This window comes from Mesorhizobium sp. B2-3-4 (assembly GCF_006442315.1).
Classification (GTDB): domain Bacteria; phylum Pseudomonadota; class Alphaproteobacteria; order Rhizobiales; family Rhizobiaceae; genus Mesorhizobium.
In genome coordinates this window covers 177,585-194,217 of the sequence record NZ_VFVY01000003.1, presented here as the reverse complement: position 1 = coordinate 194,217, position 16,633 = coordinate 177,585, and the positions used below count along the sequence as shown (strand labels likewise).

Annotated in this window: 15 protein-coding genes; 6 read left to right on the top strand and 9 right to left on the bottom strand. The window is 64.8% G+C overall.

All coding sequences use genetic code 11. The annotated features are described in order from the left end of the window. Positions 1 to 13 precede the first annotated feature (13 nt). The 3 genes from FJ967_RS07135 to FJ967_RS07125 all read left to right on the top strand — a co-directional run bounded on the left by FJ967_RS07135 (position 14) and on the right by FJ967_RS07125 (position 2,716). Positions 14 to 847: an arylamine N-acetyltransferase gene (locus FJ967_RS07135; RefSeq protein WP_140731003.1), complete on the top strand. Its 834-nt coding sequence runs from the start codon at positions 14 to 16 to the stop codon at positions 845 to 847. Continuing rightward, on the top strand, positions 844 to 1,845 hold the full coding sequence (locus FJ967_RS07130) for an LLM class flavin-dependent oxidoreductase (protein WP_140731002.1): 1,002 nt from the start codon (positions 844 to 846) through the stop codon (positions 1,843 to 1,845). Before FJ967_RS07135 ends, FJ967_RS07130 begins: the two co-directional genes overlap by 4 nt. Positions 1,846 to 1,927: 82 nt before the next feature. Continuing rightward, positions 1,928 to 2,716, top strand: coding sequence for an inositol monophosphatase family protein (locus tag FJ967_RS07125; RefSeq protein WP_140731001.1), 789 nt, complete (start codon positions 1,928 to 1,930; stop codon positions 2,714 to 2,716). Positions 2,717 to 2,736: 20 nt separating this feature from the next. Here FJ967_RS07125 and FJ967_RS07120 read toward each other — a convergent pair whose 3' ends face one another. Next, positions 2,737 to 3,756, bottom strand: a complete 1,020-nt coding sequence (locus FJ967_RS07120; RefSeq protein WP_140731000.1) for a LacI family DNA-binding transcriptional regulator — start codon at positions 3,754 to 3,756, stop codon at positions 2,737 to 2,739. 218 nt (positions 3,757 to 3,974) lie between these two features. Here FJ967_RS07120 and FJ967_RS07115 point away from each other — a divergent pair, with 218 nt between their 5' ends. The 3 genes from FJ967_RS07115 to FJ967_RS07105 are packed head-to-tail and all read left to right on the top strand — an operon-like array spanning position 3,975 to position 7,821. Beyond that, positions 3,975 to 5,552: a sugar ABC transporter ATP-binding protein gene (locus tag FJ967_RS07115; RefSeq protein ID WP_140730999.1), complete on the top strand. Its 1,578-nt coding sequence runs from the start codon at positions 3,975 to 3,977 to the stop codon at positions 5,550 to 5,552. Then, positions 5,549 to 6,856: an ABC transporter permease gene (locus FJ967_RS07110; protein ID WP_140730998.1), complete on the top strand. Its 1,308-nt coding sequence runs from the start codon at positions 5,549 to 5,551 to the stop codon at positions 6,854 to 6,856. Before FJ967_RS07115 ends, FJ967_RS07110 begins: the two co-directional genes overlap by 4 nt. Continuing rightward, complete coding sequence (locus tag FJ967_RS07105; RefSeq protein ID WP_140730997.1) at positions 6,853 to 7,821, top strand: substrate-binding domain-containing protein; 969 nt, start codon at positions 6,853 to 6,855, stop codon at positions 7,819 to 7,821. Before FJ967_RS07110 ends, FJ967_RS07105 begins: the two co-directional genes overlap by 4 nt. A gap of 77 nt (positions 7,822 to 7,898) precedes the next feature. Here FJ967_RS07105 and FJ967_RS07100 read toward each other — a convergent pair whose 3' ends face one another. From FJ967_RS07100 to FJ967_RS07065, 8 genes are all read right to left on the bottom strand, one after another. Further along, positions 7,899 to 8,621, bottom strand: a complete 723-nt coding sequence (locus FJ967_RS07100; protein WP_140730996.1) for an amino acid ABC transporter ATP-binding protein — start codon at positions 8,619 to 8,621, stop codon at positions 7,899 to 7,901. Further along, complete coding sequence (locus FJ967_RS07095; protein ID WP_140730995.1) at positions 8,608 to 9,276, bottom strand: amino acid ABC transporter permease; 669 nt, start codon at positions 9,274 to 9,276, stop codon at positions 8,608 to 8,610. Before FJ967_RS07095 ends, FJ967_RS07100 begins: the two co-directional genes overlap by 14 nt. Positions 9,277 to 9,398: 122 nt before the next feature. After that, positions 9,399 to 10,211 (bottom strand): basic amino acid ABC transporter substrate-binding protein, encoded by an 813-nt coding sequence (locus FJ967_RS07090; protein WP_210243561.1) that lies wholly within the window; start codon positions 10,209 to 10,211, stop codon positions 9,399 to 9,401. Positions 10,212 to 10,428: 217 nt separating this feature from the next. Further along, positions 10,429 to 10,890, bottom strand: coding sequence for a MarR family transcriptional regulator (locus tag FJ967_RS07085; protein ID WP_140730994.1), 462 nt, complete (start codon positions 10,888 to 10,890; stop codon positions 10,429 to 10,431). Then, complete coding sequence (locus tag FJ967_RS07080; protein ID WP_140730993.1) at positions 10,887 to 11,471, bottom strand: amino acid synthesis family protein; 585 nt, start codon at positions 11,469 to 11,471, stop codon at positions 10,887 to 10,889. The genes FJ967_RS07085 and FJ967_RS07080 overlap by 4 nt, the downstream gene beginning before the upstream one ends. Further along, positions 11,464 to 12,348, bottom strand: a complete 885-nt coding sequence (locus tag FJ967_RS07075; RefSeq protein ID WP_140730992.1) for a UPF0280 family protein — start codon at positions 12,346 to 12,348, stop codon at positions 11,464 to 11,466. Before FJ967_RS07075 ends, FJ967_RS07080 begins: the two co-directional genes overlap by 8 nt. Next, positions 12,348 to 13,889 (bottom strand): 6-hydroxynicotinate reductase, encoded by a 1,542-nt coding sequence (locus FJ967_RS07070; RefSeq protein WP_140730991.1) that lies wholly within the window; start codon positions 13,887 to 13,889, stop codon positions 12,348 to 12,350. Before FJ967_RS07070 ends, FJ967_RS07075 begins: the two co-directional genes overlap by 1 nt. Next, positions 13,886 to 16,633 carry a molybdopterin-dependent oxidoreductase gene (locus tag FJ967_RS07065; RefSeq protein WP_140731150.1) on the bottom strand — a complete coding sequence of 916 codons (2,748 nt, stop codon included), beginning with the start codon at positions 16,631 to 16,633 and terminating at the stop codon, positions 13,886 to 13,888. Before FJ967_RS07065 ends, FJ967_RS07070 begins: the two co-directional genes overlap by 4 nt.

Here is a 16,633-nt window from a genome sequence, read left to right as displayed (position 1 = left end):
GTGCCCCTTCCCGATGAGCGACATTCCCTTCGACCTCGACGCCTATTTCAGCCGGATCGGCCATGCCGGTTCCCGGGATGCTTCGCTCGACATGCTGAAGACGCTGCATTTCCTGCACCCACAGGCGATCCCATTCGAGAACATGGACCCGTTTCTGGGGCGCCCGGTCCGTCTGGACATCGCCTCGCTGCAGGACAAGATCGTGCTTGGCGGGCGTGGCGGCTATTGCTTCGAGCACAATCTCCTCTTCATGCATGCGCTGAAGGCGCTGGGCTTCGAGGTCGGCGGCCTTGCGGCGCGGGTGCTGCTGGGCCAGCCCGAGGACGCCATCACGGCGCGTAGCCACATGCTGCTGCGCATAGATCTCGATCAACGGACCTATATCGCCGATGTCGGTTTTGGCGGCCTGACGCTGACCGCCCCGCTGCGGCTCGATCCGGGCCTCGAACAGAAGACCCCGCACGAAACATTCCGCATCGTCGAAACCGGTGATCACTTCCGCCTGCAGGCCGCCATCGGCGGCGGCTGGCGTACGCTGTATCGGTTCGACCTGCAGCCGCACTATGAGGTCGACTATTCCATCAGCAATTATTTCATGTCGACCAACCCGGCATCGCATTTCGTGACCTCGGTTCTGGCGGCGCGGGCGGCACCCGACCGGCGCTACGGTTTGCGCGGCAACCGCCTGTCGATCCATCACATTGACGGCCGTACCGAGCAGAAGGAGATCGCCACCGCCGCCGAACTCGCCGACACGCTGGAAGGCCAGCTCGGCATCACCATTCCCGACCGCACGGCCTTCGAGGCACGGGTGCGCGAGAACAAGATCGTGGAGACCAATACATGACCGAACTGTCCGTTCTCGACCTGTCGCCGATCGTCGAGGGCAGCGATGCCTCGCGCTCGCTGGCCAATTCGCTGGACCTCGCCCAGCATGCCGAGCGGCTCGGTTACAAGCGCTACTGGCTGGCCGAGCACCACAACATGCCGGGCATTGCCAGCGCGGCAACGGCCGTGGTCATCGCCCATGTCGCCGGCGGCACGAGGACCATCCGCGTCGGGGCCGGCGGCATCATGCTGCCCAACCATGCGCCGCTGGTGATCGCCGAGCAGTTCGGCACGCTTGCCGCCCTTTATCCAGGCCGCATCGACCTCGGGCTCGGCCGCGCTCCCGGCACCGACATGAATACGGCACGCGCGCTGCGCCGCAATCTCGAGGCCGGCGTCGACAATTTCCCGCAGGATGTCGTCGAGCTGATGGGCTATTTCCTGCCGGCCGAGGAAGGCCAGCGCCTGCGTGCCGTTCCCGGCGAAGGCCAGACCGTGCCGATCTGGATTCTCGGGTCGAGCCTCTACGGCGCGCAGCTGGCCGCCATGCTCGGCCTGCCCTACGCCTTCGCCTCGCACTTCGCGCCGGCCGAACTCGACCACGCGCTCGACATCTACCGCTCGCGCTTCCAGCCCTCCGAGCAACTCGACAAGCCGCATGTCATGCTCGGCCTCAATGTCTTTGCGGCACCCACCGACGCCGAGGCGCGGCTCCAGTTCACCTCGCTGCAGCAGGCCTTCGTCAATCTGCGCACCGGCAGGCCCGGAAAATTGCCGCCGCCGGTCGAGAACTATGACCGGGACCTCGACCCGATGGCCAAGACCATGCTCGGCCAGGCGCTGTCCTGCGCCGTCGTCGGCTCGCCCGAAACGGTCCGGCAAGGCATCGATGCGTTCGTGCGCCGCACCGGCGCCGACGAGCTTATGGTCACCGCGCAGATCTTCGATCACGCCGCGCGCGTGCGGTCGTTCGAGATTCTGGCCGAGGCGCACAAATCGCTGTCGCAAGCGGCCTGAGATTTATTGGCCGGCAGGCGCTTTTGCCGATGCCGATGCTCTGCTAAGTGCGGGGCATCCCTACGCAAAGGCGAGCCTTCCCTTGACCCATGATCTCGACGCACGCACGCAGTTCGCCATCGATCTGGCGCGGCGCGCCGGCGAACTCGGCCTTGGATATTTCCGTGACCTCGACAGCCTGACCATCGAGAGCAAGGGCCATCAGGACCTGGTCTCGCAGGCCGACCGCGAGGTCGAGCTGTTCATCCGCGCGGCCATCGCCGCCGACTACCCTCGGGACGGCATCGTCGGCGAGGAACATGCCTCGGTCGCCGGCTCGACGGGTTACGCCTGGGTGATCGACCCGATCGACGGCACCGCGAATTTCGTGCGCGGCATTCCGGCCTGGTGCGTGGTTATCGCTTGCGCCAAGGATGGAGAGACGATCGTCGGCGTCATCCACGAACCGTCGACGGGCGAGACCTTCCACGGAAGGCTGGGCGGCGGCGCCTTCCTCAACGGCCGGCCGATCAGGACGAGTGCGGCGAGGAGCCTTGAAGAAGGCTCCGTCGGCACCGGATTCTCGAACCGGGCCGAGGCCGAGAACATCGCCGTGCTGATCAAGAAGATCCTGGCCGAAGGCGGCGTCTTCTTCCGCAACGCGTCGGGCGCGCTGATGCTCGCCTATGTCGCCTCGGGCCGGCTGCTCGGCTATGTCGAGGAACACATGAACGCCTGGGACTGCGTGGCCGGCATGCTGCTGATCGAGGAAGCCGGCGGTACGGTGCTGAAGGCCGATCCGAGGACCGTGCTGCAAAGCGGGACAAAGGTCATCACCGGCGGCAAGGGCGTCTTTTCAAAGCTGCAGGCGCTGTCTTCCGGCGTCTTCTAACCAGGCTGGCGCGCGCCTGTTCAGGCGTTCGCGCTCTGCACCAGGGCCGCCACCGGCCGGCATGAATCGCGGATCATCAGCCTACCCTTGAGCACGAGTTTGCGCGGCGGCGCATCCCTGTCGCCGCCCAGCCGATCGAGCAGCAGATTGGCCGCCTGTTCGCCGATCGCCTGCACCGGCTGCGCCACGGTGGTCAGTTGCGGCTGGAACACGTCCGACCAGGGGAAATCGTCGAAGCAGGCTACCGAAATGTCCTCCGGACAGGACAGGCCGATGTCGCGGATCGCCTTCATGGTGCCGATCACCATCGGGTTGTTGGCCGAGAAGATCGCGCTTGGCCGGTCATGCAGCGACAAAAGCTGCATGGTGGCGTTGTAGCCGTCGATCTCATGGAAATTACCCGAGCGCACCAGTTCTTCCAGCACCGGCAGGCCGGCGGCCTGAAGCGCCTCGCAATATCCGGTCATACGGTCATGCATGGGTGAAATGTCCGAGGTGCCGGTGATATAGCCGATGCGCCGGTGGCCGAGATTGATCAGATAGCGGATTGCGTCGAACACGGCGCGCTGGTTGTCGAGAACCACCGCATCGGTATCGACGCCCTCGCACAGGCGGTCCAGAAGCACCACCGGCACATTGGCGTCAGCGACGATCCGCTTGAGGATCGCGCCGTCGCCGACGCGCGCCACGATCAGCCCGTCGACCATGCGGTCGAGCAAGAGCCTGATCTGGTCGTCCTGGGTGTTCAGATCCTCGTCGGTGCAGCACAGCATGACGGCATAGCCGGCGCGGTCGAAAGCCTGCTGGATGACCGAGACGACATCGGTGAAGAATGGATTGGTGATGTGCGGAACGGTCAAGCCGATGGTGCGCGTGGTGCCCATCTTCAGGCTGCGGGCGATGGCGTTGCGCTTGTAGCCGATATCGCGGATCGCCTGCTCGATGCGGGCGCTGAGCTCGGGGCTGACCGTCGCCGTGCCGTTGATCAGCGCCGAAACGGTGGCGACCGAGACGCGCGCGGCCTCCGCCACGTGCAACATCGTCGGCGCGGAGGATTTGCGTTGTTTTTTTGGCCCTGACGCTGTCATTTTCGAAACGTTTCGTCACCCCTTGCCAGTGATACGTACGGAATCCTGTCATTTTAGGCAAGAATTGAAATGCACCAAAGTTTCGTCAGCCCATATCGGCTTGACATGATCGAAACGTTTAGATTAGCGTTCGAGACGCTGACGAAGACGGAAGGGAGGCCGCCATTGTCATGGAACAAAGCAGTTCCCTTTCCTCGACCGCATCGGATCGCTCGGACACCGTTCTGAGTGCGCAGCATATTTCCAAGAGCTTTGGCGGCATCGCCGCTCTCGTCGATGTCGGCTTCGACCTGCGTCGGGGCGAAGTCCACGCCCTGATGGGCGAGAACGGCGCCGGCAAGTCGACGCTGATGAAGATTCTGTCGGGCGTCTATACCGGCTATGATGGCACCGTCAGCATCGATGGCAGGCCAGTCAGCTTCGCCGGCGTGCGCGATGCCGAGGACGCCGGTATCGCCATCATCCACCAGGAACTCAACCTGGTGCCGGAGCTCAGCGTCGCCGACAACATCTTCCTCGGGCGCGAGAAGCTGATTGCCGGACTGATCGTCGACCGCAAGGCGAGCAGCCGCGCGGCGAGCGCCCTTCTGCAGCGGCTCGGTATCGAACTCGATCCGGACGCGCGCGTCGGCGCCTTGCGCGTCGGCGAACAGCAACTGGTCGAGATCGCCAAGGCTCTGTCGATGTCGGCGCGCATCCTGATCATGGACGAGCCGACATCGGCTCTGTCGCCGGCGGAATGCCAGCGGCTGTTCCGCATCATCGGCCAGCTTGCCGAAAGCGGCGTCGCCATCGTCTACATCTCGCACCGCATCGACGAGGTCATGCATCTGGCCGGCCGCGTCACCGTGTTCCGCGACGGGCGCCATGTGCTGACGCGGCCGATGGCCGAGCTCGACGAGAATGCCATCATTTCGGCGATGGTCGGACGGGACCTGCTCGCATCCTCCCAAGACGAGCGGGCCCCCGGCGGCAGGACCGTGCTTTCGGTCAGCGATCTGTCGCTGTCGAAGCCCGACCGCCAGGGCTGGCGGCAAGTGATCGAAGGCGTCGGTTTCGATCTCGCCGCGGGAGAGATCCTGGGCATAGGCGGGCTGCTGGGCTCGGGCCGCACCGAGATCATGGAAGCGATCTTCGGCTCCAGCGACGGCCGCGCCGGCGGCGAGATCAGGCTCGACGGTCAGCTGGTGGATATCCGTTCGCCGCGCGACGCGCGGCGGCTGGGCATCGCGCTGGTCACCGAGGACCGCAAGACGCAAGGGCTGCACCTGCAAGCATCTATAGCCGACAATGTGGCGCTGCCGCTGGTCGGCGCGCTGGCGCGCTTCGGCATACGCTCGCTGGCCGGCGAACAGGGGCTGGCGCGGCAGGCGGTCAAGGCGCTCGGCATACGCTGCCGCGATATCGACCAGCCGGCCGGCACGCTGTCGGGCGGCAACCAGCAGAAGGTGGTGATCGGCAAGTGGCTGGCGACACGGCCAAGGGTGTTGTTGCTGGACGAGCCGACGCGCGGCATAGATGTCGGCGCCAAGCGCGAGATCTACGATCTCATCTTCAAGCTGGCGCGCGATGGGCTGGCCATCGCCGTCATCAGCTCCGAGCTGCCGGAGCTGCTGCATCTCTCCGACCGCATCCTGGTGATGGCCGACGGCCGCCAGACAGGCATCCTTTCGCGCGACGCGGCGAGCGAAGAGGCCATCATGCGCCTCGCCGCGCCGCGCCGGACCCTATCGAGACCCGCCGCATGACCGCACTGAAACTCCTGTCGCGCACCAAGCTCTACTGGGGCCTGATCGCCATCTTCCTGATCGGCGTGCTGGGCTCGCCGGTCAGTTCCAAGGGCAACAATATCTTCCTGTCCTACGGCAATCTGCTCGACGTGCTGCGCCAGGTGTCGACAACCGGACTGATCGCAACCGGCATGACGGCTGTCATCATCACCGGCGGCATCGACCTGTCCGTCGGCTCGCTGATGGCCATCTGCTCGGTGGTCTGCGCCATGCTGCTGACGGTTCCCGGCGTGACGCCCGGCGTCGTGCTGGGCGTGCCGACCGTTGCCCTGGTGGCGCTTTGCCTCGGCTTCGTCGTTACGCGCTTCATTTTCCTCAATCTCGAAAAAGCCGGCGCCGAGCCGGCCGCACGGGACGCCAGGCTGGATGGCGTGCGGGGCGTGGTCACGCCCGCCATCGTCGGCATCGTCCTGTGCTGCCTGTCGCTCTGGTACCTGCTGCCGCAGATCGAGCCCAAATTCGGCGTGCTCGGGGTGCTTCTGGTGGCGCCTTGCGTCGGCCTGCTGTTCGGCGCGATCAACGGTTTCATCATCGTCGCCGGGCGGCTGCAGCCCTTTATCGTCACGCTGGCCATGATGGTGACGGCGCTCGGCATCGCCCGGCTCACCGCCGGCCAGAACAACGCCGTGCTGCCGGTCTATACCGGTTCCAACGCCACGGCCGATTTCGAGCTGCTGCGCTCGCTGGTATTCGGCGTCATCCCGATGCCCGGTCTGTTCTTCCTCGGTGCCATCGTGCTCTACGGCGCGGTGCTGCGCTTCACGCCGTTCGGCCGCTATGTCTATGCCATCGGCGGCAATGAGGAGGCGGCCAGGCTTTCCGGCATTGCCGCCGGGCGCGTCAAGATCGCCACCTATGCCATCTCGGGACTGCTCGCCGGCATCGCCGCGGTGCTCTATGTGGCGCAGTACCGGCAAGGCAAGCCGGACGCCGGTGCCGGGCTGGAGCTCGACGCCATCGCCGCCGTGGTCATCGGCGGCACCAGCCTGATAGGCGGACGCGGCAGCCTGACCGGAACGTTCTGCGGCGTGCTGATCTTCGGCCTGCTGTCCAACATCCTGCAACTCCACAACATCAATTCGAACCTTCAGCTGGTGCTGAAGGGGATGATCATCATCGGCACCGTGCTCGTGCAGGAGCGCAATGCCGGCGATCTCATGGCCTATCTGCGCCTGCCTGGAGCGGCGCACAAGGAAACGGCCGCCGCGAAACGGCCGTCGCAAGAGACACCGTCTCTCAATCTCGGAGGAAACAAGAAATGAAACGACGTGACATGCTCAGGCTTGCCGTACTCGGCGCGGCATTGCTGACCACCACGGCACTGCTTTCGACCGGCAATGCCTTCGCCCAGGACAAGAAGTGGAAGATCGGCTTCTCGCAGGTGACCACCATCGAGCCCTGGCGCGCGCAGTTCAACAAGGACATCATCGCCGAGGCCGCCAAGCATCCGGAAGTCGAACTGATCATCACCGACGGCGAAGACAAGACGGAGAAGCAGGTGGCCGACGTCGAGAACCTGATCCGCCAGGAAGTCGACGCGCTGCTGGTGTCGCCGAAGGAATCGGCCGGCCTGACCGGCGTCGTGCAGCAGGCCATCGACGCCAAGATCCCGGTCTTCGTGCTCGACCGCAATGTCGACACCAAGGACTACACGCAGTTCGTCGGCGGCGACAATGCACTGATCGGACGCGCGGCCGGCGAATACGCCGTCGAACTGCTCGGCGGCAAGGGCAAGGCGGCGGGCAATGTCGTCGAGATCTGGGGCGGCATGGGCACCCAGCCGGCGCATGACCGCCATGACGGTTTCCATGAATTCACCGACAAGGAGCCGGGCATCAAATATCTGCTCGACCAGCAGTCCGGCGACTGGAAGCAGGACCAGGCCTACAATCTGATGGCCAATGCGCTGAAGACCAACGAGAAGATCGATCTAGTCTACGGTCACAACGACCCGATGGCCTACGGCGCCTATCTCGCCGCCAAGGATGTCGGCCGCGAGAAGGACATCAAGTTCATCGGCATCGACGGCCTGCCCAATGAAGGCGTGCAGATGGTGAACAAGGGCGAGCTGACGGCGACCTTCACCTATGTCACCCCCGGTGCCGAAGGCCTGCGTCAGGCGATCAAGTTCCTCAATGGCGAGAAGGTCGAGAAGACCATCACCTTGCCGACGCAGAAGATCACCAAGGAAAACGCCGCCCAGGTGCTCAAGGACAACGGCCTCTGAGGCGCTTGCGGTAAAAACGTAGGGGGCAGGGCATGGCCCTGCCCCCTACGCTTGCGAGCCTCCTGCTCCGCTGCCGCTTATAGAATCTTTGCCAGGAAACTTTTCGTGCGATCCCGCTGCGGATCCGAGAAGAGCGCCTTGGGAACTCCCTCTTCCACGATCAGCCCGTCATCCATGAAAATCACCCGGTGCCCGACCTCGCGGGCAAAGCCCATCTCATGGGTGACGACCACCATCGTCATGCCTTCGATCGCCAGCGTCTTCATGACCTGAAGCACTTCGCCGACCATTTCGGGGTCGAGCGCCGATGTCGGCTCGTCGAACAGCATGACATTCGGCCCCATGGCCAGCGAACGGGCGATCGCCACGCGTTGCTGCTGGCCGCCGGAAAGCTCGTCGGGGTAGCTCGCTTCCTTGCCCACCAGCCCGACCTTGGCCAGCAATTCGCGCGCAACCTTGTTGGCTTCGGCCAGCGCGACCTTCTTGACCTTGCGCGGCCCGATCGTGACGTTCTCCAGAATGGTCAGGTGCCTGAACAGGTTGAACTGCTGGAACACCATGCCGACATGCTGCCGCAGCATGTGAATGTTCGTCTTCGGATCGGTCAGCACCATGCCGGCGATTTCGATCTCGCCGCTGGTGGCGGTCTCCAACCCGTTGAGGCAGCGCAGGAACGTGCTCTTGCCGCTTCCCGAGGGGCCGATGACGACGACGACCTCCTTCTCCGCCACATGGGTGCTGATGCCCTTCAATATCTCATTCTCACCGAAGGACTTGTGAAGGTCTTTAACGTTTATCAACTTGAAGCCTCCTCTCCAGGTAGGACGCGAACTTCGACAAGGAGAAGATGAGGACGAAGTAGAGTGCCGCGATAAGGCCCCAGATGGCAAAGGACGCGAACGTCTCGGCGATCACGATCTCGCCCTTGTAGACCAGTTCGGCGATGCCGACCGGGGCCAGGAGCGACGTGTCCTTGATCGTCTGGGCCGCCTGGTTGACCAGCGGCGGGATCATGCGCTTGAACGCCTGGGGCAGGACGATGTAGCGCATCGTCTGAAAGCCGTTCATCGCGATGCTCTGGGCGGCTTCCTTCTGGCCCCGGTCGACGCCGAGAATGCCCGCACGGATGATTTCGGTGACATAGGCGCCTTCGTTCAGGCTGAGCGTCAAGGCGGCCGCGAGGATCGGATAGGTCAGCTGCCCGAACCATTGGTTGACGGGCAGGATGGCGGGCAATCCAAGCACGATGAAGAAAAGCTGCACCAACAGCGGCGTGGATCGGAAAATCTCGACATAGGCGGTGGCGATCCATCGCAGCGGTGCGACCGTCGACAGGCGCATGAGCGCCGCGACCAGGCCGATGACCACCATCAGGATGATAGCGACGATGGAATACTGGATCGTCAGCCGCAGGCCGTCGAGCAGAACGGGTAGGTTTTGCCGGATGGGGTCCATGAACCGTGCCTTGGATTGCTATTCCCGGCCGCCTCGGCGAGGTGATTGCACGGAGATGTGCGATCACCCGCGGACGGCCGGGGAGGCCGAGCTATGCGCCGTTCGGATGAACGAAACGGGACTCAGCCCGAAATCGCAACCGCGGACGGTTTCTGCACGTCATTGACCACGCCGCTGGTATCGCCGCCGAAATAGGTCTGGAACAACTTCTGGTATTCGCCGCTCTGCTTGATTTTGGCGAGGCCGTCATTGATCTTTTCGACGAGTTCCGGCTTCTGCTTGCTGATGGCGATGCCGTAATATTCGCCCGTCAGCAGTGGTCCCACGGTCTTGGTGTCCTTGTGGGCGGTCATGAAATTCACGTTCACCGGGTTGTCGAAGATGACGGCGTCGGCGCCGCCGGTCTCGAGCGCCTGATAGGCGGCATCGATGCTCTGGAACTGCTTGATGTAGTCGGGCGCGAAGCCATGGCCGGTCAGATAGTCGACCGACGACGTAGCCTTCTTGGTGGCCACCACGTGGCCTTTCAGGTCGTCGAAGCCCTTGATCTCGGAGTCCTGCTTCACCAGAACCGACAGGCCCGACTTGTAGTAGGCGTCGGAGAACTCGACATTCTGCATGCGGCTGGTCTTGATGGTTATGCCGGCGACCGCGGCATCGATCGAACCGGCCTGCAGGCTCGGGATGATGCCGTTGAAAGGCAGGGTCTTCAGCGTGACCGTCATGCCCTCGGCCTTGGCGATCGCCTTGATCATGTCGATGTCGAAGCCGGTGACCTCGCCATTCGTTTCGGTCTCGAAGGGCGGGAAGGTGGTATCGGCGCCGACGACGATGTTGGTCGCGCTTTGCGCGAACGCCACCGATGTTGCACCGGACGACAGGGCGAGGCCGAAAGCCAATGACGTAGCCAGCACGATGAGCGACTTGTTTTTCACAGATGTCTCCTTTCCGGCGGGCGTTCGTCAGCTTCGAGCAAGTCAACGATGAGGCGGGATGCGTGAGTGCATGAACTCAAAGCCCGTCCAGAGCCATCTGGATCGGCATGGACCCAAGTCAAGACTTGGGAATGCTTCACATTTGCGTTTTGGATTGGGCCAGCTTCGCGATTGCCGCTCCATCAGAAGCGGCCCGGCGCAAATGGCTCGACGGGCCTTAAGCCAGCTTGGCCAGCAGCCTCATGAACGTGGTGATTTCCTTGTTCGTGAGCGGCGCCAGGGTTTCCTGCGTGATCTCCCGGGCAAGCGGGATCAGCCGTTCGATCGCGTCGCGTCCCTCGGTGGTGAGGTTGACCAGCAGCCGCCTTTTGTCGACCTCATGCCTGGAGAGCTCGACCAGACCGCGCGCCTTGAGCCGGTCGATCACGCCCTTCACCGTTGCCGCATCCATGGCGATCAATGTGCCCAACTGGTTCTGCGAGGTCTCGCCGACGTCGCGCAACTTGGCGAGCGCCGCGAACTGCGGCGGCGTCAGGTCGCCGATACGGGCGGCGAAGATCGAAACATGGCGCTGGTGCGCCTTGCGCAGGATGAAACCGACCTGCTCCTGCAGCAGGTAATCCTGGCCGTCGGCCTCTTCGGCCTCGACGAGCTTGAGCAGATTGTCCTCGCCGCTCACCGCAGCCCGTCCCAGGCCTTGATGTCCCTGGCCGCGAGGCCGCCCATGCGGTCGTGCACGCGCGGGCCGCAGGTCATGGCCAGGCAGAACAGGATTTCGTCGGGACGCGGCCCGTCGCTGATGCCGACCTCCATGGCGTCGAAATGGCTGCGCACATAGGCGGCGTTGATGTGGCCGAGCGGCACGTCGAGTTTCGAGCCGAAGGCGCCGACCTTCTTGGCCGAGGGCACGATGGCCTTGGCGTCACCCAGCCGCTCGCGCATGGCGTAGCCGCCCGGCACATGCCACAGCGCACCGTGCTCCAGTTCGCCCGCCGTGCCGACGATGGCGCCCTTGCCGTAGCCGTCGATCTGTTTGACGTCGCCGCCGAGCGCGGCAATGAGCTTGTCGGAGAGCAGCAGACCGAGCGGCTTCAGATCCTCCATCGCGCCCTGCAATTCCTCGACATAGCGCCCGGCGAACGGGTTCCTGACCACCGCCATGGCCGCGGCACGCCGGCGCGGCAGGTCCGCGACAGGCCCGCCCTCATGAAAAATCTCCTCGCTCAGCACCGCGATCTTGCGGATCGGAAACTCAGGCATGGGCGATCTCCTCCGGTTCATGCTTGTCGGGCGCGGCGAGTGCCACGGAGCCGCTGATACGGGCCTCCCCACCCAGAAACAGCGCCGACGCGGCAATCAGGCCGCGCCGGCGAAAATCTTCTGCGACGGCAAGCCCGTTGTCCAGCGCCCGCGCGACGTCGCCGGGGGCAAGCGTGCCGACGCCTTGCGTCACCAGGCGCGCGCCAAGGTCGCTGTCGGGCGACAGGTCGCGCGCTGGAATGCGGTTGATGGCGGGATTGCCGGGCAGGTCCACCGCATTGGCGATGAGCGTCGCCGCCGCATCGGCCTCGGCGCCGGTGCGCGCCAGCACGGTGACGGCATCGGCAATGCCGAGCGAGAAGGAGCGGCCGCGCCAGCCGCTGGTGGCGACGCCGCGTACGCCGTCCTCGGCGCGAATGGTGATCCGGTCTCCCATACCGTTGCCGGTACCGGCGACCGCCAGCCCCATCGACCGGCCCTTGCCGATGTGCAGGGCGCTGTCGCCGCCATTGTTGACATAGGCGCGATCGAGCTTGCGGCCGGCTAGCAGTGCGGCCAGCATTTCGTCGGCTACCGATCCGGCGACGGCGGCCATCGGGGTGATGAAGCACTCCGCCAGCGGTATGACGGCTGCCTCCATCCGGCGCGCCGTCGGGCCGGCAAAGGCGCGCGGCGCCAGGAAAAACGCCGGGAGGCGCAATTCGGGAAGCTCCTCGACCAGTTCGACCAGGATGGTCTGGAAGCGCGCGACGGCCTGGGCGTAGGCGGCGCGGCATTCGTCCTCGGCGCCGAACGCCTCGACGATCAGGTCGATCGGCCCGTGGTTGAGATGCAGCCGCTTGCCGTCCTGCAGCCAGTGCGCTTGCGGGCCTTCCATCACCCGGCTCCGTCCGGGCGCGCGCGCCGCAATTGCGCCAGCGGCGGCCAAGGATTGCCGGCAGGCGCGCCGCTGCCGCGACGCGCATTGAGATATTCGCCGCCCTTGGCAACGATGTCGGCGACGCTGCGTATCTCGGCCTCATAGCCGCCGAGCCTGACATAGTCGTCGCGACGCAGCGTGAATTCGATCGGCGCCACCAGGGCCGGGGTCGGAACATAGCCGAAAGCACCTTCCGGCACGCGGGTCACATCGACCATCAGCGTGATGCCGCCGCCCGGCCAGACATAGACCGGCGCGCCGCCGACGGTGACATAGGTCTTCAGGCCCTGCACGGAGCGGGTGAGATTGACGGGATTTTCGGTGACGCCGGCACGCAGCGATCCGCCGGCACCCCCGATGAACAGCACGGTGCACAAGGCCGGCTCGCAATTGTCCTCGATCAGATTGACCGATTTCCGCAGCCGCTCCGGAAACGGTTTCTCGACCGGCTTCAGCTCGTCATCGAGCTCGTAATAGGCGAACTGCTCGCCGGTGGTCGATACCATCAGCAGCGACAGACCCGGACGCGCGCCCTTCTTGGCGTTCCAGTCGCCGAGGATCGACAGCGGGTCTGAAATCGAGGTGCCGCCCCAGCCGAGGCCGGGCTCGGAGACCTTGAAATAGCGGCCCGGTGTCGAACGGCGGCCGATGATCTTTATGCCTGTATCCTGCCAGCCCAGGACCTTGCCTGCCTGGTGCTCGGAGACGACGCCGGTTATGTGGTCGTCGACCACCACCACCTCGTCGACCAGCCCGCGCCATTGCGTGGCGAACATGCCTATGGTCGCCGAGCCGCAGCCGACGCGCATGCGGTGTTCCTGCTTGCCGTCGATGATTGGTGGTTTGCCGGCTTCGACAATGATGGTGGCGCCGCCGTCGATGGCGAGTTCCACCGGCTTGCGGTTGCACAGATCGAGCAGCGCGTCGCAAGTGGCGCGACCCTCCGCCTTCGAGCCGCCGGTCAAATGATGGACGCCGCCCAGCGACAGCATCTGCGAGCCATATTCGCCCGTCGTGACGTGGCCGATCGCTTCACCTTGCGACCGCACGACAGCCGTTTCGGGGCCGAGATGCCGATCGGTGTCGATCTTCACCTTGACGCCGCAATATGAAAATATTCCCTCGGTGACGACGGTGACGAGATCGACGCCCTCGACCTCCTGGCTGACGATGAAGGGAGCGGGCTTGTAGTCGGGATAAGTCGTTCCCGCGCCAATAGCCGTAACGAAACGGCGGCCGGTGTTGACCAGTTCCCCGTCCCACGCCTCACCCTCGGCGACGAAGGGCACCATGGTGACACCGGTCTCGGCCGCATGATCGAGAATGGCCAGCGGGTCCATGCGTACGATCTTGCCGTCGACATTGCCGTAGCGGTCGCAGGCCCCCGTGCGGCCATCCGCGATGTAGCACATGACCGGGCAGGCATCGCAGCGGATCTTTTCCGCCACCAGCTTCTCGCCGGGATCATGGGTTTCGAAGCGTTCGGCAAGCTCGCTCATCGGCGTGCCTCCTTGTCGCGGATCGCCGCCAGAATGCGGCTCGGCGTCGCCGGCACCTTGGTGACCAGCACGCCAGTGGCGTGACGGATGGCGTTGAGGATCGCCGGCGCGGTCGGGATCAGCACATGCTCGCCAAGCCCCTTGGCACCGAACGGTCCTTCCGGATCGGGAACCTCGACCAGGATGGTCTCGATCGGCGGCACGTCGCCGATGGTCGGGATGAGATAGTCGTGCAGATTCTCGGTGCGGCCGGGGATGTACTCCTCCATCAGCGCCATGCCGATGCCTTGCGCGATGCCGCCCTCGATCTGACCCTCGACCAGCAGCGGATTGATCGCCTTGCCGACATCGTGCGCGGCGGTGATTTTCAGGAGCTTCACTGTGCCGAGCTTGAGATCGACCTCCAGCTCGGCGATCTGCGCGCCATAGCCATAGACGGCATAGGGTTTGCCCTGACCCTTGGCATCGAGCGGCAATGTCGGCGGGTCGTAGGTCTCCTCGGCGCGGAAGACAAAGCCGTCGGCGTCCACCTCCAGCGAGGCGAGATCGATACGGCGTCTGGCTTCGTCCTCACGGATGACGATCGCGGCACCATCCAGTTGAAGGGATGCCTTGTCCGAGACATTGGCAAAGCGCAGGATTTTTTCACGCAGCGCACGGCCCGCCTTCTCGGCCGCCTTGCCGGTGACGAAGGTCTGCCGCGAGGCCGAGGTCTTGCCGGCGTCGGGGCTGATCGCCGTATCGGCGCTCTTCAGCCGGAATCTTTCCAGCGGCAACCCTAGCGCGTCGGCGCAGATCTGGGTGATGACGGTGTTCGATCCCTGGCCGATATCGACGGCGCCCTGATGCAGGATGACGTCGCCCGATGCCGCGATGCCGACGCGGATTGTCGACGGATTGGGCAGCGAGGTGTTGCCGCAGCCATACCAGCAGGACGCGACGCCGACACCGCGCTTTTTATCGATGCCGGCAGTGTTGAAGGCAGCCGCATCGGCCGTCGCCCGCGCCCAATGCGGCAGCAAGGCTTCGAGACATTCGGCGATGCCGACGCCTGACTCCAGCCGCTGCCCGGTAACCGTTTCGGAGCCGTTCCGAAGGCAGTTTTTCAGACGGAAATCGAGCCGGTCGATGCCGAGCTTGCCCGCCAACTCGTCGTAAAGCGTCTCCTGCATGATGGTCGCCTGCGGCACGCCGAAGCCACGGAAGGCGCCGGAGATCGGGCCATGGGTGTGAATGGCGCGGCCCTCGGCACGGTAGTTCGGGGTGAGATAGGGGCCGGAGGCATGCACCGGCACGCGGTTGGCCACCGTCGGACCCCAGCTCGCATAGGCGCCGGTGTTGAAATCGCCGACAAAGACCATGCCGATGACATGGCCGTCGGCATCCACGCCGATGGTCGCCTTCATCTCGGCCGGATGGCGCTTGGTGGTCGACATCATCGATTCGTTGCGGGTGTAGGCAAGGGCCGCCGGCCGTCCCGTCTTAAGGGCCACCAGGCCAATCAGCGGCTGCAGCGAAACGTCGAGCTTGGAGCCGAAACCGCCGCCGGTCGCGGTGGGCACGATGCGCACCTTGTCGACGGCAAGGCCAAGGACTTTGGCGGTATCGTCGCGATCCATGTAGGGCGCCTGCGTGCAGGCGACGACGACGAGCGTGTCGCCGTCGAGATATGCATAGCCGGCTTCCGGTTCGATATAGGCGTGCTCGACATAGGAAGTATCGATGGCACCGGACACAGTGAACGCCGCCTCGGCTAGAGCCGTTTCCGGCTCGCCGCGCTCAACGAAGCCCTTGGTCAACAGATTGGCCGGGCGGCTGTCATGAATCAGCGCCGCCCCTTCCGCCTTCGCTTCGGCGGGATGCAGAAAATGCGGCAGCTCCGTCCAGCGGATCGGAAAATCCGACAGATCGAGGTCCAGGATCGCCTCGCGCTCGCCGGCGACCAGCGCCACCGCCTCGCCACGCAGGCGGGCAAAGCCTTCGGCCAGTGCCGGCTGGTCGGCGAACGGACCGATGACGCCGAAGCAGTTCCTGCCCGGGATATCGGCTGCCGTGAAAACGCCCGCGATGCCGGGATGCTGCTTCGTCCAGCCATCGATGTCGCCGAAAGCGAAACCGGCATGATAATGCGGCGAGCGGACCACCAGCACGGCAAGCGCATCGGCCGGGAAGGAATCGCCCCCGAACTTTTCATCGCCTGTCACTTTCGGAACGCCGTCGAGCCTGACCGGCGACGCGCCAATGGCGTGGCCGGACCGAGGCAAGCGGAAATCCAGGCTTGCGGTCTGGACGGACGCCTCCATCACCGCGGCGATGATCTTGCGGTAACCGGTGCAACGGCAGAGGATGCCGCCCAGCGCATCCTGCACCTCGACCCCGGTCGGCCTCGGTTTCTTGTCCAGCAGCGCGGTTGCCGCGACGAGCAGCGCGGGCGTGCAGATGCCGCACTGCGCCGCACCATGCGCCAGGAAGGAGGCCTGCAGCGCCGACAACCGGCCATTGGCCAATCCTTCGACCGTGGTCACCGCTGCGCCGGCGGCCGAGGCTGCCGGCATCAGGCAGGCGCAGACGGGATCGCCGTCGACCAGCACCGTGCAGGCGCCGCAATCGCCTGCGTCGCAGCCGACCTTGGTGCCGGTGAGCCGCAACTCGTCGCGCAACACCGAGGACAGCCGGCGCAGCGGCGGCACGCTGACCGAGACGGCTGCGCCATTGACCGCGAAGGCGATATCGGCGCGATCCAT

Excerpts from the sequence above, each read along its gene's own strand:
- FJ967_RS07135 (WP_140731003.1), top strand. The coding sequence starts at position 14 with ATGAGCGACATTCCCTTCGACCTCGACGCCTATTTCAGCCGGATCGGC.
- FJ967_RS07130 (WP_140731002.1), top strand. The coding sequence starts at position 844 with ATGACCGAACTGTCCGTTCTCGACCTGTCGCCGATCGTCGAGGGCAGC.
- FJ967_RS07120 (WP_140731000.1), bottom strand. The coding sequence starts at position 3,756 with ATGTTGCACGTGGCGGAGGCCGCGCGCGTCTCGGTCGCCACCGTTTCG.
- FJ967_RS07115 (WP_140730999.1), top strand. The coding sequence starts at position 3,975 with ATGGAACAAAGCAGTTCCCTTTCCTCGACCGCATCGGATCGCTCGGAC.
- FJ967_RS07110 (WP_140730998.1), top strand. The coding sequence starts at position 5,549 with ATGACCGCACTGAAACTCCTGTCGCGCACCAAGCTCTACTGGGGCCTG.
- FJ967_RS07105 (WP_140730997.1), top strand. The coding sequence starts at position 6,853 with ATGAAACGACGTGACATGCTCAGGCTTGCCGTACTCGGCGCGGCATTG.
- FJ967_RS07095 (WP_140730995.1), bottom strand. The coding sequence starts at position 9,276 with ATGGACCCCATCCGGCAAAACCTACCCGTTCTGCTCGACGGCCTGCGG.
- FJ967_RS07080 (WP_140730993.1), bottom strand. The coding sequence starts at position 11,471 with ATGCCTGAGTTTCCGATCCGCAAGATCGCGGTGCTGAGCGAGGAGATT.
- FJ967_RS07075 (WP_140730992.1), bottom strand. The coding sequence starts at position 12,348 with ATGGAAGGCCCGCAAGCGCACTGGCTGCAGGACGGCAAGCGGCTGCAT.
- FJ967_RS07070 (WP_140730991.1), bottom strand. The coding sequence starts at position 13,889 with ATGAGCGAGCTTGCCGAACGCTTCGAAACCCATGATCCCGGCGAGAAG.
- FJ967_RS07065 (WP_140731150.1), bottom strand. The coding sequence starts at position 16,633 with ATGGATCGCGCCGATATCGCCTTCGCGGTCAATGGCGCAGCCGTCTCG.